Annotated in this window: 17 protein-coding genes; 3 read left to right on the top strand and 14 right to left on the bottom strand. The window is 40.8% G+C overall.

The window, feature by feature from the left end; genetic code table 11:
* Positions 1 to 267: 267 nt before the first annotated feature.
* The 6 genes from HMPREF9965_RS09090 to HMPREF9965_RS09065 all read right to left on the bottom strand — a co-directional run bounded on the left by HMPREF9965_RS09090 (position 268) and on the right by HMPREF9965_RS09065 (position 10,400).
* Complete coding sequence (locus HMPREF9965_RS09090; RefSeq protein ID WP_000135235.1) at positions 268 to 1,692, bottom strand: NADP-dependent glyceraldehyde-3-phosphate dehydrogenase; 1,425 nt, start codon at positions 1,690 to 1,692, stop codon at positions 268 to 270.
* Positions 1,693 to 1,886: 194 nt separating this feature from the next.
* The gene (gene pulA / locus HMPREF9965_RS09085) at positions 1,887 to 4,172 is read right to left on the bottom strand and encodes a type I pullulanase (RefSeq protein WP_000283098.1); all 2,286 of its coding nucleotides are present in this window, start codon (positions 4,170 to 4,172) and stop codon (positions 1,887 to 1,889) included.
* Between the two features lie 154 nt (positions 4,173 to 4,326).
* Positions 4,327 to 6,285, bottom strand: a complete 1,959-nt coding sequence (gene ligA / locus HMPREF9965_RS09080; protein ID WP_001005748.1) for an NAD-dependent DNA ligase LigA — start codon at positions 6,283 to 6,285, stop codon at positions 4,327 to 4,329.
* A gap of 89 nt (positions 6,286 to 6,374) precedes the next feature.
* On the bottom strand, positions 6,375 to 7,553 hold the full coding sequence (locus tag HMPREF9965_RS09075; protein ID WP_001079348.1) for an MFS transporter: 1,179 nt from the start codon (positions 7,551 to 7,553) through the stop codon (positions 6,375 to 6,377).
* 80 nt (positions 7,554 to 7,633) lie between these two features.
* Entirely contained in the window at positions 7,634 to 8,497 is an 864-nt protein-coding gene (locus tag HMPREF9965_RS09070) for an XRE/MutR family transcriptional regulator (protein ID WP_001015959.1), read from the bottom strand.
* A 1-nt stretch (position 8,498) separates the two neighbouring features.
* A complete protein-coding gene (locus tag HMPREF9965_RS09065; protein ID WP_000584900.1) occupies positions 8,499 to 10,400 on the bottom strand; it encodes an ABC-F family ATP-binding cassette domain-containing protein in 1,902 nt (633 codons plus the stop codon).
* A gap of 154 nt (positions 10,401 to 10,554) precedes the next feature.
* Here HMPREF9965_RS09065 and HMPREF9965_RS09060 point away from each other — a divergent pair, with 154 nt between their 5' ends.
* Both HMPREF9965_RS09060 and HMPREF9965_RS09055 read left to right on the top strand, forming a co-directional pair.
* Positions 10,555 to 12,273: a phospho-sugar mutase gene (locus HMPREF9965_RS09060; RefSeq protein ID WP_000222126.1), complete on the top strand. Its 1,719-nt coding sequence runs from the start codon at positions 10,555 to 10,557 to the stop codon at positions 12,271 to 12,273.
* A 110-nt stretch (positions 12,274 to 12,383) separates the two neighbouring features.
* Entirely contained in the window at positions 12,384 to 12,731 is a 348-nt protein-coding gene (locus HMPREF9965_RS09055) for a thiol reductase thioredoxin (protein ID WP_001071321.1), read from the top strand.
* Between the two features lie 35 nt (positions 12,732 to 12,766).
* On the opposite strand, the gene HMPREF9965_RS09050 is transcribed toward HMPREF9965_RS09055, so the two are convergent.
* From HMPREF9965_RS09050 to HMPREF9965_RS09015, 8 genes are all read right to left on the bottom strand, one after another.
* Entirely contained in the window at positions 12,767 to 13,576 is an 810-nt protein-coding gene (locus tag HMPREF9965_RS09050; RefSeq protein ID WP_001289488.1) for an MBL fold metallo-hydrolase, read from the bottom strand.
* A 1-nt stretch (position 13,577) separates the two neighbouring features.
* Positions 13,578 to 14,927: a cell wall metabolism sensor histidine kinase VicK gene (gene vicK / locus HMPREF9965_RS09045; RefSeq protein ID WP_000568725.1), complete on the bottom strand. Its 1,350-nt coding sequence runs from the start codon at positions 14,925 to 14,927 to the stop codon at positions 13,578 to 13,580.
* Positions 14,920 to 15,627, bottom strand: coding sequence for a response regulator YycF (yycF, locus tag HMPREF9965_RS09040; RefSeq protein ID WP_000723163.1), 708 nt, complete (start codon positions 15,625 to 15,627; stop codon positions 14,920 to 14,922). Before yycF ends, vicK begins: the two co-directional genes overlap by 8 nt.
* A 56-nt stretch (positions 15,628 to 15,683) precedes the next feature.
* The gene (mutY, locus tag HMPREF9965_RS09035) at positions 15,684 to 16,862 is read right to left on the bottom strand and encodes an A/G-specific adenine glycosylase (RefSeq protein WP_000886165.1); all 1,179 of its coding nucleotides are present in this window, start codon (positions 16,860 to 16,862) and stop codon (positions 15,684 to 15,686) included.
* Between the two features lie 84 nt (positions 16,863 to 16,946).
* Positions 16,947 to 17,921, bottom strand: coding sequence for a phosphate acetyltransferase (pta, locus tag HMPREF9965_RS09030; RefSeq protein ID WP_000451593.1), 975 nt, complete (start codon positions 17,919 to 17,921; stop codon positions 16,947 to 16,949).
* A gap of 42 nt (positions 17,922 to 17,963) precedes the next feature.
* Positions 17,964 to 18,860 carry an RluA family pseudouridine synthase gene (locus HMPREF9965_RS09025; RefSeq protein WP_001209997.1) on the bottom strand — a complete coding sequence of 299 codons (897 nt, stop codon included), beginning with the start codon at positions 18,858 to 18,860 and terminating at the stop codon, positions 17,964 to 17,966.
* Complete coding sequence (locus HMPREF9965_RS09020; protein ID WP_000799045.1) at positions 18,857 to 19,675, bottom strand: NAD kinase; 819 nt, start codon at positions 19,673 to 19,675, stop codon at positions 18,857 to 18,859. Before HMPREF9965_RS09020 ends, HMPREF9965_RS09025 begins: the two co-directional genes overlap by 4 nt.
* Positions 19,659 to 20,330, bottom strand: a complete 672-nt coding sequence (locus HMPREF9965_RS09015; RefSeq protein ID WP_000151563.1) for a GTP pyrophosphokinase — start codon at positions 20,328 to 20,330, stop codon at positions 19,659 to 19,661. The genes HMPREF9965_RS09020 and HMPREF9965_RS09015 overlap by 17 nt, the downstream gene beginning before the upstream one ends.
* Positions 20,331 to 20,458: 128 nt before the next feature.
* Here HMPREF9965_RS09015 and HMPREF9965_RS09010 point away from each other — a divergent pair, with 128 nt between their 5' ends.
* Positions 20,459 to 21,028 carry a CYTH domain-containing protein gene (locus HMPREF9965_RS09010; protein WP_000681298.1) on the top strand — a complete coding sequence of 190 codons (570 nt, stop codon included), beginning with the start codon at positions 20,459 to 20,461 and terminating at the stop codon, positions 21,026 to 21,028.
* The last annotated feature ends 52 nt before the right edge of the window (positions 21,029 to 21,080 follow it).

The raw sequence follows: 21,080 nt of genomic DNA, 5'->3' as shown, positions 1-21,080 counted from the left end.
CAATCCCCTTTCTTTTTGTAAGCGTTTTCTATAATTCTATTATACACTCTTTTAAGATAACTTTCAAGTAATTTACGGAATTTCACCAAAATTATCTTGAAAATTTTGGAAAAAATATCTTAACTTAGCTTTCACTCATTTCAGAGAGAAAAGAATAATTTCCATATATTTTTTTATTATAATACCAGAATATTCGTTTTTTATCAATTTTAAACTGTAATTTTTTGAAAAAATAAAATCAGGAAGCCCTTTTCCTGATTTTATAGATTATTTCACATCAAAAACAATGGATTTGACATTTGTCATTGCTTCAATGCTGTATTTAATCCCTTGCACACCAGCACCAGATCCTTTGACCCCAAGGAATGGGAAATTATCTGGTCCACGCTGTGTTTTATTATTAATATGAACGGTGCCCACTTCAAGTTTTTCAGCGATTTCAAACGCTTTTTTAAAGTCATTTGTGAATACGGATGATTGAAGACCGAACTCAGATTCATTGGCAATTGCTACCGCTTCACTTGCATCGGAAACACGGATAATTGGCAGAACAGGACCAAATGGTTCTTCCCATGCTAATTTCATATCTCTTGTGACATAATCAAAAAGTCCTGGCCAAATGAGATTGCCCTCACGTTTGATTGGACTGAGCGCTTTGGCACCTTTACCTTGCGCATCCTGAATCAATCCCCAGATAAAATCAGCTGAATCATTGTCAATAACAGGTGTGATATCAGCATTGTCAAATGGGTCACCAACGGTTAGCTTAGCAACTTCTGCTTTAAGTAATTCAGCCAATTTATCCGCTACACTTTCCACAACCAAGACACGCTTGATGGCAGTACAACGTTGTCCTGAATAGCTAAAGGCTCCACCGACGATTTGTTTAGCTGCGTGTTCCAAGTCTGCATCTTCGAGAACAATAGCTGCATCTTTCCCACCAAGTTCAAGCATGATAGGACGCATTCCAGCTAAACGACCGATTCGCTCACCAATTGGAGTCGAGCCAGTAAAGTTGATAAAGTTAACTTCTTTGTGTTCAATGATATAGTCACCGATTTCAGAACCTCGTCCAGTTATCGTATTAAATACTCCTGCTGGAACACCTGCCTCATCAAAAGCCTTGGCTAATAACAGACCTGAGATAGATCCTTGTGTTGGCGGTTTAAACATGACGACATTCCCTGCAATCAAAGCCGGAGCAATCTTAGATCCAGAAAGGTTAACTGGATAGTTAAATGGTGCGATAGCTAAAACGACACCAACTGGCTCACGACGGACAACGGCCAGTTTGTTTTTACTTGCAGCTTCAAAACCGCCCCCTTCCATTGCTTGTCCAGTGATACGGAGACCTTCTTCAGCAGCAAAACGAATCAAATCTGCTGTACGTACTACTTCTCCAATGGCTGCTTTTATCCCTTTGGCAACCTCTTTGACAAGAATTGTACCAATTTTTTCTTTATCGCGTTCTAAAATAGCTGCTACCTTATGCAGATAGGCTGCACGTTCAACTGGTGCTAAATCACGCCATGCTGGGAGAGCTGCACGCGCAGCTTTCATAGACTCATCTACTTCAGCCTGACTCATAGCTGGTACTGTCCCCAGCTTTTCCTGATTAATGGGTGAATAGATTGTAATTTCCTTTTCAGATGATTTCCAATTTCCATTTACTAAATTCTGATATCTTGCCAATTTTCTTCCTCCTAAAAATTATTAAGACTTATTTTATCAAATTTTCAGAAAATTACAACCCTTTTTGTGAAAAATTGAGATTTTTTTCACAATCTTGATCCTTCAAATTATTTGAAACTTAATTCTACTCTTCATTAAAAACCTCATAAATGACAAAAAGGATTAGATAATCTAACCCTTTTTACTACATTAATTTATGAGAGAACTTTTAAAACTGCGACACTAATATCATCAATAACATTTTCTTGTTTTGAACGACTGTTGGTAAGGAACATTTCAAGCTTACCTGCATTTTCAAAGTAGAAGGAGGTTCCCTTAGCATTAAATACCACCAATAAGTGCTCTGCTCCACCGTGAATCTCATAAACAATCCACCCGCTATTCTCAGCAGCTGTATGGACAAAGACATGACGGTAAATTTCTTCATATGTTGGATAAGAGAAGGCACTGATTTGCGTTTTTAGGCGGATAATCTGACGAATAAACTCAATGCTGTCTTGGCGTTCATTGATCAGATCCCAGTTGACTTGGTTAACACTGTCCGGAGCATTATAGCTATTCATAGCACGTTCTCGGTCTGCAGGAGTTAGTTCTCCATGTTCACCAGTTGGAATCAACTTAGTTCGACCAAACTCTTGACCTAGTTCTATAAAGGCCATTCCTTGCATGAGAAGATTCATAGCTGTCGCTGTCTCAACCTTGCGCATAATCTGGTCGGAACTCTTATCAGGATGAAGGGTTGCTAGCAAGTCATGAAGATTGTAATTGTCATGAGCTTCAACATAGTTGAGAACTTGGTTTGGACTGAGATAAGATCCCAACTCTCGGCTACCAAGAATAGCCTTGGCGACGATTGGTTCTGTAGCAGCACCACTCACAAATCCTGATTTGATTGCTCCATAAACTTCTCCTCCTTTGATCGCATCACGCTGATTATCGTTAAAGAAACCTATATTTGGCATCTGATAGGCGTTATCCTTCTTAGCCTTGTCATAAGGAGCAAGACCTGTTCCCATATCCCAGCCTTCTCCATAAGTGAGAATACGCGGATCGACCTCATCCAGTGCCCAACGAATTGCCTGCATAGTTTTGACATCATGAATGCCCATCAAGTCGAAACGGAAACCGTCAATATTGTATTCTTTCACCCAATAAAGGATGGAATCAATCATATACTTGCGGAACATCTCGTGTTCACTTGCAGTTTCATTTCCTACCCCCGTACCGTTTTGAAAAGTTCCATCACGATTCATACGATAGAAATAATCGGGAACAGTTGTCTGGAATGGAGCGTCAACTGTTGAAAAGGTATGGTTGTAAACGACATCCATAATGACACCGATTCCTGCATCATGATAAGCCTGAATCATGGTCTTGAGGTCTCGAATAACCTGTCCGGGATCATCTGGATTGCTAGAGAAGCTCGTTTCTGGTGCGTTGTAGTTTTGAGGATCATAACCCCAATTATAGGTTACATTTCCGTTCTCGTCATATTCCTTATGACGATCAAAAATAGGCTGAAGTTGAACATAGTTGCAGCCAAGTTCTTTGATATAGTCAAAGGCGGTTGCTTGACCGTATTGGTTAACCGTTCCAGTCTGAGCAGCACCCAAGAAGGTTCCGCGGAGTTCTTCAGGAACACCAGATGTAGGCGATTTGGTAAAATCACGAATATGCATTTCACAGATAACTGCTTTACATGGATTCTCCAAACGCCATGGAGCTTCTGTCCCATGTTTGACTTTGAATCCTTCTACTTGTCTGTCTTGATGAGAAAGAATTACGGAACGTTTTCCGTCAGGACTTGTGGCAATCGTGTAAGGGTCTCTCGTCAAAGTCTGGTGGTGAGGAAATTCAATCTGATACTGATAAGCCTTACCAGCAAGATTTTCATCTAAGTCTAGACTCCACACACCAATGGTATTGTACTTATGGCTGTATGAATAGCTATTACCACGCTCTAGATTAAAAGTTTTCCAAATCGGTGCATCGTTACTAGTGTTTTCATAGACAACCACCTGAACAGCTGTAGCTGTTGGAGCCCAAAGTTTAAAACTTGTCTGATAATCTGAAAGGCTGTAACCTAGTTCTCCTTGGTATCCCCAGTGATGATCAAAGCTTGCGCTATGGATGGCTTTATCAAAGGCAAATGGATTCTGATCCTTATAATATGGACTAGCAATAGCTGGATTTTCTGAATAATACACAGTCTCGTCTCCCTCTAAAATCCAAGCTTCTGTCAGCAAGGGATAGTAGTTAAAACGTACAAGATATTCTTTTAATACACCATCTATCTCGGCTTTGAAGGTGAAACTATCCACCTTCTCCTGACTGGTCACGGTAAAAGAAAACTGAAGACCAAAATAAGTGGTCTCTGAAGTTAAAGAGCTTTTGTTTTCATCTCGGTCTGTGCTAAATGAGCAAGCTGTATAATCTCCATTTTTTCTATGAAAATGGAGAAGAACGGGATAATTGTACATGTTTTTTCCTAATTTCTAATTTCTATTTTAATTTTATTTGATTCTGATGGATTCAATTGGCATTTCATCACGATGGACAACAGATTTTAACCATGTCAAAACACATCAGGAGAAATAGTTTCAGGTTATCTGATACCTAGTTTTCAACTATTCTTTACAAACTTTCTAGCCAGGCTTCATCTCGAACTTCGATACCTAGTTCTTGTGCTTTTTGCAGTTTACTTCCCGCATCGGCTCCTGCTACGACAAGATCCGTTTTCTTGGATACACTGCCTGTAACTTTGGCACCAAGACTTTCGAGTTTACTTTTGGCTTCTGAGCGTGTGAGCCGTTCCAATTTTCCAGTTAATACAACGGTCAAACCTGACAAGGCTGCATCTTCTACTACTGTCTGTCCTTTGTAGTCCAGATTTACTCCAGCTTCTTTCAACTCGTCTAAGAGAATCTTCGATCCTTCTGTAGCAAAATAAGTCTGAAGGCTTTGAGCAATCACACCACCCAAGCTCTCGATACTTGCCACTTCATCTGGATTAGCTTGTACTAGATTTTCAATAGAGTGGAAATGTTGGAGCAAGAGCTGACTTGTTTTACTTCCGACATGGCGAATTCCCAGACCAAATAAGAGCTTTTCAGCAGAGTTTTCCTTAGATGCTTGAATGGCCTGATGCAGTTTCGAGGCTGATTTTTCCTTGACGCCCTCTAAAAGGAGGAAATCGTCTTCTTTCAAACGGTAAATATCTGCCACATCTTTGACTAAATTGGCAGCAAAAAGCTTTTCAACGATAGATGGACCAAGTCCTGTAATATTCATGGCATCTCGAGAGGCAAAGTGAATCAAACCTTCCATGATTTGGGCAGGGCATCTTGGATTGATACAACGAAGAGCCACTTCATCTTCAAAATGAAGCAAATGACTATCACAACTTGGACAGTTAGTCGGAATATCTAGTTTTTCTTCAGAAACACGCTTAGACTCTACCACACGCAAAACAGCAGGAATGATGTCCCCCGCCTTATAAACGATAACCGTATCATCTTTGCGGATATCCTTTTCAGCAATATAATCTACGTTGTGCAGTGTTGCACGACTAACAGTTGTTCCAGCTAGTTGTACTGGTGTTAGATTTGCAGTTGGGGTCACAACACCCGTACGACCTACTGTCCAGTCAACTGAGAGTAGTTGGGCTTCTTTTTCTTCAGCAGGGAACTTGTAAGCTACTGCCCACTTGGGTGCTTTAACGGTAAAACCGAGTTCTTCTTGACCTGCTAGGTCATTGACCTTGATTACCACCCCATCAATGTCATAAGGTAAATTGTCCCGTTCTTGTCCAACTTCTTGGATAAAGTCCCATATCTCACCTATACTTTTAGTCAATATTCGTTTAGGATTAACCACAAAACCTAGTTGTTCTAGGTGCTTCAAGACCTTTTCTTGGCTATCACGAGTAGAAGGGCTTGCTTCTTGATAGAGGAAAGTGGCAAGATTGCGTTTGGCTACTACTGCTGTATCCAACTGACGCAAAGTTCCAGCCGCCGCATTACGAGGATTAGCAAATTCAGGCTCTCCATTTTCTTGGCGAGCTTGGTTGACTTGGTCAAACGAAGCGCGTGGCATATAACACTCTCCACGAACGGTAATATCAAGTTCTTCTGGCAAGGTTAAAGGAATGTCCTTGACACGCTTGAGATTTTCTGTGATATTTTCACCAACAGAACCATCTCCACGTGTAGCACCGACAACCAAAATCCCCTTTTCATACGTAAGCGAGATAGACAAACCATCGATTTTCAGCTCACAAATATAGGTCGGTTGGGATAATTCTTTTCGCACACGCGCATCAAAAGCTTCTAACTCTTCACGTGAAAAAGCATCCTGCAAACTATAAAGAGGATACTGATGACTGTATTTTTCAAAACCATCTAAAACCTTACCACCAATACGATGGGTCGGACTGTCCGCTAAAACTTGATCTGGATAGGCAGCTTCCAATTCGACCAACTCTCGGTAGAGACGATCATACTCGCTATCTGACACCGAGGGATTGTCGCTCGTATAGTACTCGGTCGCATAGCGGTTGAGCAAGGCAACTAACTCATTCATTCTTTCATTCATAAAACTATTCTACCATAAATCAAGCCCTCCTCACAATAGAGAAGGGCTGAAAAATGGATTGTAGAGAAATATTTTTTAAAAAAGAGAAATTATAACTCTTTTTTAAAATGACTTCGCACATAAAAGAGGGATAAACAAGACAGGGCAATAACCCCGCTTCCAATTATCAGAAAAGAAGAGAGATGTACACTTGGCAGCACCGTCATAAAGCCTTTTGCAATTGGCATAAATAGAATGGCTAATGTAAAAATTGTACTTAGCACTCTCCCCAAGTATTCCCCCTCAACTTTGGTTTGCACCTGAGTAAAAAAGTGAATATTAAAAATCGTCATAAACAGTTCACAAACTAAATTTCCAGAAAAGGAAAGAAAAGTTGGCAGTGGTAACCCCATCATAAAAACTCCAACTCCAGTCAAAGCCAATAGAATCAAAAGATTATAAACACTTGCCTTTATTTTACTAGCTAGAAGAGCTCCGATAATCGAACCAATAGCGCCCATAGTTAAAATAGTTGCATAAGCTCCTTCTACCCCATATAGTCGATTTGAAAAAGGAAGGAGAAATTCAAAAGCCGCAAAAAAGAAATTGACACTGGAAGCTACTAACAAAAGGAAAAAAATCTCTTGCTGGCGCCAGATATAGCCAAGTCCTTCTTTCATATCAGCAAAAATATTTTTCCAGCTGAAAGTCTTTTTCTCTTGTTCCTGAGTCTCTTTTTGGGGGAGAAAAGCTACTAATGTAAATGCGATGAAAAAACTAATGGCATCTAAAACGAGCGTCATATGGAGACTGGCAAATTGTAAAACGATGAAAGAAAGTACAGGGGAGCTAACGCCTACAACCTGCAAAACGAGCTCTAAGCGAGCATTATAGGTCACAATCTCGTCTTTCTCTACAACCTCAGTTATAATAGCTTTATTGGCTGTACGAGAAAATGCAAAGGCAACCGCCTGAACAATATTGGCAAAAATCAAGGCAGCAATCATCAAGCTATCATTTCTGATGAAAGAAATAGCTAAACAGAGAATACCGCAAATCAAGTCCGTCGTCATCAAAATTTTGCGACGCGAAAAGCGGTCTGAAATCACTCCACCAAAGGGATTGACCAGAATCGATGTGACGAGTTCAGAAATTTGATAAATCCCAAGAACAGTCTGCCCTATCGTCCCCATTGATGCTAACCAAATACTATTTCCATAATCATAGAGCATATTTCCTATCTTATTAATCGCACCACGACTAATCAACTGGATTGCATGTCGATTCATATAAAAAACTCCTCTCAAATTTTGAAACTATTGTATCAAAACTGAAAGGAGTCTCTTTATTTTTCCCTTATTTGGGAAATTTAAACATTTACAAATTTTTCATAATGTTCCTGATAGTAAGCCACTTGCTCTGGGAGTCCTAGCACTTCAAAGATATGCATGGCTTCCTGCATCTGTCTACAACCTTCTTCTTTCTGACCTCTCTGGTAGAGGGAAAATCCCTTGATATAATGGAAGATATTTCGCTCATAAAGCTTGATACCATTTCCAATCAACTTCTCTACATAACCCTCGAAATAGTCCGCATCCGTAAAGGAACGGTTCTCCAAACAATGCTGGTAACAGTTAAGAGCTAGAATCAAAACGAGTTTTCGATGGCGACCAATTTCTTTGTAGTACTCTTCTCGTTCCATGACTTCTCTACCAATCCGAGCCACATAGTCCACATTGTAGAAAGTATAGAGATTACCAAAAAGGATCAACTCATACATGGTCCATTCTTCTGTTTGGAAAAGATAATCCGCCACTTTATCCAAATCACTCTGTTCCATACTGTAACTAGTATCTCTTTGACAAATAAGGCCTTGTAGCAGAATCCAATTCAGCTCAAAATAGAGGGAATTGGTCGAACTCTTTGCTTTCTGTAGTTGTTCTTTTTGAAGCTGTTGAAAACCTGCAATATCATTTGAGTAGTAAAGCGGAATAATCTGCGCCATCAAGGCAACGTGTTCATGATTTTGAAAATCCCTAGCCTTGTCCATAAAATTTTCAACAGTCACGTGAATATTATCCAAAATCTCAAAGAAACGGGAAACTGCTAGATCAGACTCGCCAAGCTCGAAGCGAGATAACTGAGAGGTCGAGCAAGAATCGCCCGCTGCTTCCTTTAAAGAGTACTTCCCACTTGTTCGAAATTCGCGAAATACCTTTCCAAGATGATTCATTTTACACCTGCTCCGATAATTCTTCCCATTCCAGCATAGCCTCTTCCTGACGGTGACTGATTTTGTCCAGTTCAGCCTGCAATTCTATCAGTTTTTCGGCATCATTGGTTTCCAACATTTGTTCAGAAATGGCTTGACTTTGATTTTCTAAGGTTTCGATTTCAGCCTCCAAGTTTTCGATTTGACGCATAAGTTTGCGAGCTTCTTTCTGACTTTCTTTCTGGGCTTGATAGTCATTAACTGGACTTGCTTCTTTTTCTTGATTGCTAGTAGAAAGTTCCTCAGTTCGACTCACTTCTACTTCTGCTTTCTTTTCAACATAGTAGTCATAGTCTCCTAGATAGAGGGTCGAACCATTTTCGGATAATTCCAGTACATGAGTAGCCACGCGGTTGATAAAGTATCGGTCGTGGCTGACAAAAAGAAGCGTTCCATCAAAGTCTATCAAGGCATTTTCTAGCACTTCCTTACTGTCAATATCCAAGTGGTTGGTCGGCTCATCCAGAATCAGGAAGTTGTTGTTTTCCATAGAAAGTTTAGCAAGTAACAAACGAGCCCTTTCACCGCCTGACAGCATTCCAACTGATTTTTTGACATCATCACCAGAGAAGAGGAAGGCACCTAGGCGGTTGCGGATTTCAACCTCTGGTGTCAGTTTAAAATCATTCCATAGTTCATCCAGAACAGTATTACTTGGTGTTAACTTGCTTTGAGTCTGGTCATAGTAACCAACCTCAACATTTGCTCCAAAACGCTTCTCTCCTTTGATAAAAGGAATCTGGTCTACTATTGACTTGATAAAGGTTGACTTCCCGATGCCGTTTGGTCCAACGATGGCAATAGCATTCATTTTACGAAGGTCCAGATTGATAGGCTCTGACAATATTTCCCCATCATAACCAATAGCTGCATTTTCAACTGTCAGGACAACATTACCAGATGTTTTTTCAGACTGGAAAGTCATATTGGCTGATTTCTTCCCAGATTCAGGCTTATCCAAGCGATCCATTTTTTCCAGTTGCTTACGCCGAGATTGGGCACGTTTGGTTGTCGAAGCTCGTACTAGATTGCGATTGACAAAGTCTTCCAGAGCAGCAATTTCCTTCTGTTGCTTTTCATAATTTTTAGCTTCGGTTGCTAACTTTTGCTCTTTTTGTTCAACAAAACGAGAGTAATTCCCCACATAGCGATCTAAGGAATGCTTAGTCAAATCAAGTGTAACCGTCGCAACCTTGTCCAAAAAGTAACGGTCGTGACTGACAATAATGAGTGCACCGCTATAGTTCACCAAGTAATTCTCTAGCCAGGCAATGGTTTCAATATCCAAGTGGTTGGTTGGCTCATCTAAGACCAAAAGATTTGGTTTTTCAAGGAGCATTTTGGCCAGAGCTAGACGAGTATTTTGACCACCTGAAAGCTCAGCAATTTTCATCTGCCACATAGTCTCATCAAACTTGAAACCATTTAAAATAGCTCGTATATCTGCTTCGTAGGTGAAGCCACCTGCCTGACGGAAATTCTCTGACAAACGGTCATAATCCGTCATCAGTTTATCCAACTCTGCACCAGACTTTTCACCCATTTCCAACTCCATCTGACGCAGTTGTGTCTCTGTACGCCGTAGACCATCAAAGACATGGAGCATTTCATCGTAAATGGTATTCTCAGACTCAAATCGGCTATCTTGGGCTAGGTAAGACAGTGAGATGTCTTTTTTCTTATTGATTTCCCCACTAGTTGGCTCCTCTTCCCCAACTAAAATCTTCAAAAGAGTAGACTTTCCTGCTCCATTTCTCCCAACAAGAGCAATCCGATCACGTTCATCTACCTGCAGATTGATATTATCAAAAAGAACCTCTCCTGCAAAAGACCGTTCAATTTTATTAGCTTGTAAAATAATCATATAGCTAGTATAGCATGTTTCCCTAAGGGGTTCAAGACTATAGAATCCATTTCATTTCAAGCTTTTTCAGAAAGTTATGCTAACGTTTTACTAAAATCCTAAATCATGGTATAATGAAAGCGATTAAAAGAATTTACAATAAAGGAGACGCTCAATGACTTACCAAGAAAACTATCAAAAATGGCTCGATTTTGCTGAACTTCCAGACTACCTTCGTCAAGATTTGGAAAACATGGACGAAAAGACAAAGGAAGATGCCTTCTATACCAATCTTGAATTTGGTACTGCCGGTATGCGTGGATTGATTGGTGCTGGTACCAACCGCATCAATATCTATGTTGTCCGTCAGGCGACTGAAGGTTTAGCTTGTTTGATTGAGTCAAAAGGTGGAAATGAAAAAGAACGCGGTGTGGCAATTGCCTACGATAGCCGTCACTTCTCACCTGAGTTTGCCTTTGAATCTGCTGCAGTTCTTGCTAAACATGGTATCAAATCTTACGTATTTGAAAGCCTCCGTCCAACTCCAGAACTTTCATTCGCTGTTCGTCACCTCAACTGTTTCGCAGGTATCATGATTACTGCCAGTCACAACCCTGCTCCATTTAACGGTTACAAGGTTTACGGTGAAGACGGTGGACAAATGCCTCCTCACGATGCAGATGCTTTGACGACTTACATCCGTGCAATCGAAAATCCATTCGCAGTTGAAGTTGCTGATGTGGAAGCTGAAAAAACTTCTGGCTTGATTGAAGTCATTGGTGAAGCTGTCGATGTAGAATACCTTAAAGAAGTCAAAGATGTGAACATCAACCCAGCCTTGATCGAAGAATTTGGTAAAGACATGAAGATTGTCTACACACCACTTCATGGTACTGGTGAAATGTTGGCTCGTCGTGCTCTTGCTCAAGCAGGATTTGACTCAGTTCAGGTCGTGGAAGCGCAAGCAACTCCAGACCCTGACTTCTCAACTGTTAAGTCTCCTAACCCAGAAAGCCAAGCAGCCTTTGCACTTGCAGAAGAACTCGGACGTAAAGTTGGTGCTGATGTGCTTGTCGCAACTGACCCTGACGCTGACCGTGTCGGTGTCGAAGTTCTTCAAAAAGATGGTAGCTACCTCAACCTTTCAGGTAACCAAATCGGTGCTATCATGGCTAAATACATCTTGGAAGCCCACAAAAATGCTGGTACTCTTCCTGAAAATGCTGCTCTCTGCAAATCCATCGTATCAACTGACTTGGTAACGAAGATTGCCGAAAGCTACGGCGCAACCATGTTCAACGTCTTAACTGGTTTCAAATTTATCGCTGAAAAGATTCAAGAATTCGAAGAAAAACACAATCACACTTACATGATGGGATTTGAAGAAAGCTTCGGTTACTTGATTAAACCATTCGTACGTGATAAAGACGCGATCCAAGCCGTTCTTGTCGTTGCTGAGCTTGCTGCCTACTACCGTTCACGTGGTTTGACACTTGCTGATGGTATTGAAGAAATCTACAAAGAATACGGCTACTACGCTGAAAAGACTATCTCTGTTACTCTTTCTGGTGTTGATGGTGCTGAACAAATCAAAGCGATTATGGCTAAGTTCCGTAACAATGCTCCGAAAGAATGGAACTCAACAACTATCACTGTCGTAGAAGACTTCAAAGCTCAAACTGCTACTGCTGCAGACGGTACTGTTACAAACTTGACAACTCCTCCAAGTGACGTGTTGAAATACACACTTGCAGATGGTTCATGGATTGCCGTTCGCCCTTCAGGTACCGAACCAAAAATCAAGTTCTACATTGCAGTTGTAGGTGAAACAAACGAAGAATCACAAGCTAAGATTGCCAACATCGAAGCTGAAATCAATGCTTTTGTAAAATAAAAATCTATAAAAGATGAGACCAGCCAATCTCATCTTTTTTTCGTATCAAATCTAAGCAATTTTAGAAACTTTATGGCATACTAGTTTTATCAAAAAAGAGAGGTATTCTTATGAATCAGTTTTTAGAAGATATTAAAGCCCTTGAAGTGACTACAGTTTCGCGCGCTCAAGAAGCACTCGATAATAAAGAAACAGCAACCTTCTTCATCGGTCGCAAAACTTGCCCTTACTGCCGTAAATTTGCTGGCACATTGGCAGGTGTCGTAGCTGAAACCAAAGCTCACATCTACTTCATCAACAGTGAAGAACCAAGCCAATTGGAAGCCTTGCAAGATTTCCGTTCACGTTATGGTATCCCAACTGTTCCGGGATTCGTTCATGTTGCTGATGGCCAAATCAATGTCCGTTGCGACTCTTCAATGTCAGCACTAGAAATCAAAGAATTCGCTGGATTGTAAAAGACAATAAATAAAAGAAGGCACTCGCCTTCTTTTTATATATCTGTCAGTGGTGTTGCTGTATCTGGGGAAGTGTCGTAAACCTTAAAGTCTACTCCTACTCCCAGATCAGCTTGAGCCAGCTGATTGACCATGGTCATATGAGCCAACTCCTTGATATTGTTCTCTTTGGACAAATGCCCGAGGTAGATTTTCTTGGTCCGATTTCCCATTGCACGAATCATGGCCTCAGCACCGTCTTCGTTAGAAAGGTGACCGAGATCTGATAGAATTCGCTGTTTAAGACGCCAAGCGTAAGAACCTGCTCTCAAGATTTCCACATCGTGGTTGGACTCGATGAGATAACCGTCCGCATTCTCGACAATCCCTGCCATACGGTCACTTACATAACCCGTATCGGTCAACATGACAAAACTTTTGTCGTCTTTCATAAAGCGGTAAAATTGTGGCGCTGCCGCATCGTGGCTGACCCCAAAACTCTCAATGTCGATATCGCCAAAGGTTTTGGTTTTACCCATTTCAAAAATGTGCTTCTGCGATGAATCCACCTTGCCGAGGTACTTGCTATTTTCCATAGCTTGCCAAGTTTTCTCATTAGCGTAAAGATCCATACCATACTTACGAGCCAATACACCGACTCCATGGATATGGTCGGAATGCTCATGCGTAATCAAAATCGCATCCAGATCCTCAGGTTTGCGGTTGATTTCACTCAAGAGACTGGTAATTTTCTTACCAGACAAGCCTGCATCCACTAAGATTTTCTTTTTTGGGGTTTCCAGATAAAAGGAATTTCCACTGGAACCTGATGCTAAAATACTGTATTTAAAGCCTATTTCACTCATTCTAGTCTTCTATTTCGTCCTCCCATATTTCTTCTTTTACGGCATCCTTATCATAAGGGAGCACGATGGTAAAGGTTGAGCCCTTACCGTATTCACTTTTGGCCCAAATAAAGCCATTATGTTGTTTGATGATTTCTTTGGCGATAGCCAAACCTAGACCAGTTCCACCTTGAGCACGACTTCTTGCGCGATCCACACGGTAAAAACGGTCGAAAATCTTCGGCAAATCTTGCTTTGGAATACCTAGACCTTGGTCTTTTATGGATAAAATCATCTGGTCATCAGTAGTTTTCATGCTGACAGTGATTTTTCCACCATCTGGTGAGTACTTGATGGCATTGTTGAGAATATTATCAATCACCTGGGTCATCTTATCAGTATCGATTTCGATCCAAACTGAATTGATTGGGTAATCTCTAACCAGCTCATATTTTTTCTCTTCATCCTGGCTCCTCATCTTATCGAAACGATTGAGGATAAAGGTGATGAAGGCTGTAAAATTAATCAATTCCACATCCAACTGAGTGGTCGCATTATCAATACGAGAGAGATGCAAGAGATCTGCCACCATCCGCATCATACGGTTGGTTTCATCAAGCGAAACCTTGATAAAATCAGGAGCAACAGGATCATATAAGGCTCCCTCGTCTAAGGCTTCAAGATAAGATTTAACACTCGTCAAAGGAGTCCTCAACTCATGGCTAACATTGGACACGAAGAGTCTCCGTTCGCGCTCCTCCTTCTCCTGTTCGGTCGTATCGTGCAAAACGGCAACCAAACCAGAGATGAAACCTGACTCACGGCGAACCAGAGCAAAACGTACGCGAAGGCTGAGATACTCTCCATTAGCATTTTGGGAATCAATCATCAATTCAGGAATCTGTGTAATGAGGTCACGCAGTTCATACTCTTCCTCTATCTTAAGCAATTCGAGGATGCTTTTGTTCAATGCTTCTTCTTTTACGATACCCAGCTGTTTCTTAGCCATATCGTTAATCATAGTAATCTGACCACGGCGATTGGTTGCAAGAACTCCATCTGTCATATAAGAAAGAATACTGTTAAGCCTTTTTGTTTCTTGCTCCAGATTTTCCTGCGTTAAACGAATGACCTCAGACAAATCATTGAGGTTATTGGTGATGTTGGTAATTTCAGAGCTTCCCTGCATATCCAAAACTCGAGAATAATCTCCTGCAATTAAATCTTTAATCTTTTGATTAATCTGCTTTAGACGAATATTATCCCGACGATTTTCTAGTAACAACAAGGTTACCACCAAGATAAAGCCAAGTAAAATCAGGATAAAGATAAAATCACTGGTCAGAATCGTTTGTCTAATATCTTCAATCATTATTTCTCATATAGTAACCCACACCACGACGTGTGAGGATGTACTCTGGACGGCTTGGAGTGTCTTCAATTTTTTCACGTAAACGTCGGATGGTCACGTCTACTGTACGAACATCACCAAAATAATCATAGCCCCAAACAGTCTCAAGCAAGTGTTCACGAGTAATGACTTGACCAATATGAGAGGCCAAGTGGTACAAAAGTTCAAACTCACGGTGGGTCAATTCCAGTTCCTCACCATATTTTTTGGCTACGTAAGCGTCCGGCAGAATTTCCAAATCGCCAATCTGTAGGGGTTGGGATTTCTTTTCATCAGACTCTTGACTATCCACTGAAGCGAGGTCTGTACGACGGAGTAATGCCTTGACACGCGCCTGCAATTCACGGTTTGAGAAAGGCTTTGTGACATAATCATCTGCACCTAACTCCAAACCAATAACCTTGTCAAATTCACTATCCTTAGCCGAGAGCATAATGATAGGCACACTGCTCGTCTTACGAATGGCTTTGGCTACTTCTAAACCATCAATTTCAGGTAGCATCAAGTCTAGGATAATAATATCTGGTTGCTCCGCCTCAAATAGCTCGATAGCTTCTCTACCGTTAAAGGCTGTTACAACCTCATAGCCTTCCTTGGTCATATTAAACTTAATAATATCTGAGATTGGTTTCTCATCATCTACAACTAATATTTTTTTCATATGTTCACCTTTTCTCTATCTATTATAACAAAAAAATGTAAAGAAGGCACAAATGGCTAATTCCAGCCTTCATCTTCAAGAACTGTTTTATAAGCCTGCCAAATCTTTTGTTGAGGTTTAGCAAATGGATAATCAGAAAATTCCTGAGGAGAAACCCAGCGAATTTCTCTGTCAGAAAACTGTTTTGATTCTATCACCTGACCCGCTAGGATTTGAATATGCCATTTCCGATGACTAAATACATGCTTGACTTGATCAAATACTTGATGGGACCAATCAACTTCTAAATCATAATCTTGCTCAAAACTTTCTTGGGGTGTTGGACCGAAAGTAACGCTTTTTTCAGCGACCTGAGCAAACAGATTCAGCTGTTCCTCTTCCTGTGAAAACTCCTCTACTTCTATCAAGGGGAAATGCCAAAAACCAGCTAGCAGTTTCTCACTTTCATTTTTCTCAAGTAGATATTGACCTTGAGCATTGCGCACAACCAAAGCCTTGAGATAGATTGGGAGAGGCTTTTTCTTGGGTTCTTTAATCGGATAAGAATCCATGGTTCCATTCTGATATGCAGCACTAAAGTCCTTAACAGGGCTTTCTTCTGGTCTAGGATTAACTGGCGCCTCTATGTCAGAACCCAAGTCCATCAAAGCTTGGTTAAAGTCTCCCGGCCGTTCTGGATCAATCAAGATTTCCATCATAGCTTGAAAAATCTTTCGATTGCTAGGAACTCCGATATCATGATTGACCTCAAACAAACGTGCCAAAACCCGCATAACATTGCCATCGACCGCGGGCTCAGGTAAATTAAAAGCGATACTGGAAATTGCTCCCGCAGTATAAGGACCAATCCCTTTTAAACTAGAAATTCCTTCATAGGTGTTTGGAAATTGACCACCAAAGTCAGTCATAATCTGCTGGGCCGCAACCTGCATATTACGCACTCTAGAATAATAACCTAACCCCTCCCATGCTTTCAGCAAACGCTCTTCAGGAGCATTCGCCAAACTTTCTACAGTTGGAAACCAGTCCAAGAATCGTTCATAGTAGGGAATAACTGTCTCTACTCTAGTCTGTTGGAGCATAATTTCAGAAACCCAGATATGATAAGGATTTTTACTTCTACGCCATGGTAAATCCCGCTTGTTTTCATCGTACCAGTTGAGGAGTTTCTCGCGGAAAGAGGAAATCTTCTCCTCCGTCCACATGTCAACACCGTATTCTTTCAAATCTAACATATATCTAGTATAACATAGAAGCTTCTAACTGTCCTTTTCTCAGTACTAAAAAGCCCCTTCCTTTAGTAGAAGAGACTCCATTTCTTATTGATTGATCGCCTGAGCTGCTGTGATGAGAGTTAATTTGTAAACATCATCTGGGTTACATCCACGTGATAGATCGTTGACCGGTTTATTCAATCCTTGTAGAACGGGACCAATAGCTGCGAAACCACCTAGGCGCTCAGCTATTTTGTATCCAATATTACCTGCCTCGATACCTGGGAAGATGAAGACATTTGCTTGACCTGCTACATTGCTCCCTGGAGCTTTTAGGGCTGCTGTTTCTGGAACGAAAGCTGCGTCGAATTGCAATTCCCCATCAATCTCAAGGTCTGGACGTAGATCGTGTGCTAATTTAGTTGCTTCAACCACCTTATCAACACTATCACCAAAACCAGAACCTTTTGTAGAATAGCTTAGCATAGCGATTTTGGGTTGAATCCCAAACATTTTGGCAGTAATTGCTGAGTTAATAGCAATTTCAGCCAGAGCTTCTGCATCAGGATTAATATTAAGGGCACAGTCACCAAACAAGTAACGTTCTGTACCACGCACCATAAGAAAAGCTCCTGAAGTACGAGTTACATTTGGACGCGTTTTAATAATTTGAAGAGCTGGACGAACTGTTGAAGCTGTTGAGTGAATAGCACCCGATACCATTCCATCTACCAAGCCCATATAGACAAGCATAACACCAAAGTAGTTAACATCTTTTAGCAAGATCTGGCGCGCTTCTTCTTCTGACATTTTTCCTTTACGACGTTCTACAAGTGCAACCACCATATCTTCAAATTGAGGATAGTGTTGGGGATCAATCACTTCATAACCATCCATGATCCCTTCGATTTCAAGATAAATTTTAATTTTTGCAGGATTTCCAAGTAAAACAGGAACAACTTCTGTTTCTTTTACCAAGCGTTTTGTCGCTTGAAGGATACGAGGCTCTTCCCCTTCAGGTAGAACAATACGAGCATTTTTGCCAACTAAACTGGCTTTGAGACTTTCAAAAACTTCCATGAGTTTCTCCTTTAAGATAATTAATTATACTCAAAATAGATTTTAAAGAGTATTAGTTGATAACTGAGTGATAAGATTGTTAAAATCATCTGGCAAAGGGCTCTCCAGCTCCAGCTGACGCCCTAAGAAGGGATGATAAAATGATAAGGAATGGCAATGCAGGGCCTGGCGTTGAATGCCATCTTCTAGGCTACCACCATAGAGATCATCTCCCAACAAGGGGAAGCCGATATGAGAAAAATGCACTCGGATCTGATGAGTTCGACCAGTATGCAGGCGAATATCGACTAGGTAAATATCTCCATAAGACGCTACAACTTTATAAGATGTATGAGCGTATTTCCCACCCTTGGCGACTCGTCTCGTAATAATGGAGTCCACATCACGCGCAATCGGGGCAATAATTTCCCCTTCAGGATCCAAAACACCATCTCCTTTAACCAGTGCAAAATACCTTTTTTCGATAGACTTTCGTTGCAGTTGCTTGTCTAAACGTGCATGAGCATAGCCGTGCTTGGCAAAGAGCATCAAACCAGATGTATCTCTATCAAGCCTGGTCACGATGTGAACCTGCTGGTTTTCATATTCCCGCTTGACATAGTAACCCTTGATAAAATTGGCAATGGTATTAGAATGATTAACACTAGGAATAGAGGCTACTCCATATGGCTTATTCAAAACCAGAAAATGGTCATCCTCATACAAGATATCTAGTGGTCGATCAATAGCTTCAAGGCTCTCAAACCCTTCCTCTGCTGGAATATCAATGGTAACCCTGTCTCCAACATCTAAGAGATAAGTCGCATTTTGAGGTTGGTCGTTGACCAAAATAGCCCCACCTCGAAACTTTATCTTAGCCAAAAGTCCTTTAGAAACCTCGTGTTTCTTAAGAAAGGTTTTGACTTTGACATGTTCATCTGCGATAAATTCAAACCTCATTCGTCCACCTCGCCGATGAAGGCATCTTTGACGCGATTCCAGAAACTAGTGTGACTTGGCGTCGCTACGAAGTGTATCTTGTGATGGTCGATTTGGTACTCAATCCGTTCTATATTTCGGAAAGAATAGATACTATTGTCAACTGATAGCGTGTGATAGTCATTACGAGTCGGTAAAAGCTCAATTTTATCTTTCTTCGGAACGATGATTGAAGAACCTAGGGTTCGATAAACTCGGTTGTTGAGACTTGCAATTTCAGTCAGTTGCAAAGCCTCAATAGTAGGATGCAAGACAGCTCCCCCCAAGGACTTGTTATAGGCAGTGCTTCCCGTCGGCGTTGAAACAGTTACTCCATCTCCTCGAAATCGCTCAAACGGAACATGGTTAATGATGATATCCGCAACCATGGTGCGATCCGATCGACGGATGCTGGCTTCGTTTAATGCACGGAAGGTCTTAACTTCTCCGTTTTCAAGTGTCACCTTGACATTCAAAACAGGATAGGAAACCTTGGCACCAGTATCCAGTTGGAGATTGGTAACCAACTGGTCCAGCTCAAAGTCGCGGTAATCCGTGTAGAATCCCAAGTGTCCTGTATGTACGCCAATAAATCGAACTTTATCTAACTGATTCTCGTACTTGTGAAAGGCAGACAAAAGCATCCCATCTCCACCAATTGATATGACGATGTCAGGATTGGTGTCGTTGAGTATAAAATGATGTTTTTTCAACTGATTTTTCAGCTCATACAAAACCTTTTGACTCTGCGGTTTTCTATTTGCAATCAGATCAATTCGTTTACCTGTATTCTTCATCTGTATCGTCACTATTTCCTACACCGTCGTTTAGTTTTCTACTTAAAGGATCAAAGAGAGCCTGTGCTTCCTGAATATCATCACGAATTTTCCCCATTTCTTCATCCAATTGATGGGAAATTCTAGCTGTAATCTCCAAGCGTTTCTTGATCTCCTCTGGGAAATCCCCCTGATACTTATAATTGAGCGAATGCTCAATCGTAGCCCAAAAATTCATGGCTAAAGTCCGGATTTGAATTTCAGCCAGAATCGTCTTAACACCACTGATGGTGTCAACTGTATACTCTACCACCACATGATAGGAGCGATAGCCCGAAGCCTTACGATGAGTGATATAATCTCGTTCCTGAACGACTCTCATATCATGGCGTTTGCGTAAAATCGCAACAACTTCCTGAACATCATCGACGAACTGCACCATGACCCGCAAACCCGCGATATCCTGTAAGTCATGTTCCAAAGTATCGTAGCCAATCCCTCTGCGATTCATTTTTTCTTTGATACTTTCAATCGGTTTGACACGACCCGTTACAAACTCAATCGGAGAATGCTTGTTTTGTTTACGATACTGTTTGCGAATCCCACGAAGTTTAATCTTCAATTCACCAACAGCTTGAATGTAAGGATCTAAAAATTCTTCCCATTCTATGGTCATATTTTCTCCCTTTTGGTATGTGATTGTGTTGTTTAAAATTTTTGATTTTTTCACTACAATCATATACAATAAATACATTGTCCATTATACCATAAATCGCTTTCAAAGATAAAAAAAAGGTTAGAAAAATGAAACATTTAGAAATTGAACTGAAAACACTACTGAAAAAAGAGGATTACGATCATTTAAAAGAACAGTTTCCCCATATCCAACCCATCCTACAGAAAAACTACTACATTGATACACCTGATTTCCAATTGCGTGAAAAAAAGGTTGCCATGCGCATTCGTATCTTTTCAGATTGGGCGGAGTTGACCTTGAAGGTGCCACAAACTGTAGGAAATATGGAATACAATCAGAAACTGAATCTTCCAGAGGCTGAATCTTACCTAGAAAAACAAATACTTCCTCAAGGACTCGTTCTAGAGGAACTTGCTAAGATTGGTATTCTAAGCCAAGACTGGTTTGTTCTGGGTTGTCTTTCAACTCTTCGTTACGAAATGGAAACGCCGATTGGTCTAATGGCTTTAGATCAAAGTCACTACTTTGATCAGACAGACTATGAACTCGAGCTTGAAGTCACAGACCATGAAAAAGGGAAAGCTGATTTTCAGAAATTCTTAGAAGAAAATCAGATCACTTATCAGAAAGCTCCTTCAAAATTAATTCGTTTTATTAAAAGCATGAAAAAAAGCTGAAATAATCTCCTTTTTTTGGTAGAATAGAAAAGATAAAAATAAAAGAATCTCC

Source organism: Streptococcus mitis bv. 2 str. SK95, assembly GCF_000222705.1.
Lineage (GTDB): Bacteria > Bacillota > Bacilli > Lactobacillales > Streptococcaceae > Streptococcus > Streptococcus mitis_AY.
This window is presented reverse-complemented; position numbering and strand designations above follow the sequence as displayed.

Bases quoted from the DNA above. Each gene is read 5' to 3' on its own strand.
- mutY (WP_000886165.1), bottom strand. From the start codon at position 16,862: ATGTTAGATTTGAAAGAATACGGTGTTGACATGTGGACGGAGGAGAAG.
- pta (WP_000451593.1), bottom strand. From the start codon at position 17,921: ATGGAAGTTTTTGAAAGTCTCAAAGCCAGTTTAGTTGGCAAAAATGCT.
- ligA (WP_001005748.1), bottom strand. From the start codon at position 6,285: ATGAATGAAAGAATGAATGAGTTAGTTGCCTTGCTCAACCGCTATGCG.
- HMPREF9965_RS09070 (WP_001015959.1), bottom strand. From the start codon at position 8,497: ATGAATCATCTTGGAAAGGTATTTCGCGAATTTCGAACAAGTGGGAAG.
- pulA (WP_000283098.1), bottom strand. From the start codon at position 4,172: ATGTACAATTATCCCGTTCTTCTCCATTTTCATAGAAAAAATGGAGAT.
- HMPREF9965_RS09015 (WP_000151563.1), bottom strand. From the start codon at position 20,330: ATGACCATAGAATGGGAAGAATTTTTAGATCCTTACATTCAAGCTGTT.
- HMPREF9965_RS09075 (WP_001079348.1), bottom strand. From the start codon at position 7,553: ATGAATCGACATGCAATCCAGTTGATTAGTCGTGGTGCGATTAATAAG.
- HMPREF9965_RS09065 (WP_000584900.1), bottom strand. From the start codon at position 10,400: ATGATTATTTTACAAGCTAATAAAATTGAACGGTCTTTTGCAGGAGAG.
- HMPREF9965_RS09020 (WP_000799045.1), bottom strand. From the start codon at position 19,675: ATGAAGAATACAGGTAAACGAATTGATCTGATTGCAAATAGAAAACCG.
- HMPREF9965_RS09050 (WP_001289488.1), bottom strand. From the start codon at position 13,576: ATGAGTGAAATAGGCTTTAAATACAGTATTTTAGCATCAGGTTCCAGT.
- HMPREF9965_RS09010 (WP_000681298.1), top strand. From the start codon at position 20,459: ATGAAACATTTAGAAATTGAACTGAAAACACTACTGAAAAAAGAGGAT.
- HMPREF9965_RS09025 (WP_001209997.1), bottom strand. From the start codon at position 18,860: ATGAGGTTTGAATTTATCGCAGATGAACATGTCAAAGTCAAAACCTTT.
- vicK (WP_000568725.1), bottom strand. From the start codon at position 14,927: ATGATTGAAGATATTAGACAAACGATTCTGACCAGTGATTTTATCTTT.
- yycF (WP_000723163.1), bottom strand. From the start codon at position 15,627: ATGAAAAAAATATTAGTTGTAGATGATGAGAAACCAATCTCAGATATT.
- HMPREF9965_RS09055 (WP_001071321.1), top strand. From the start codon at position 12,384: ATGAATCAGTTTTTAGAAGATATTAAAGCCCTTGAAGTGACTACAGTT.
- HMPREF9965_RS09060 (WP_000222126.1), top strand. From the start codon at position 10,555: ATGACTTACCAAGAAAACTATCAAAAATGGCTCGATTTTGCTGAACTT.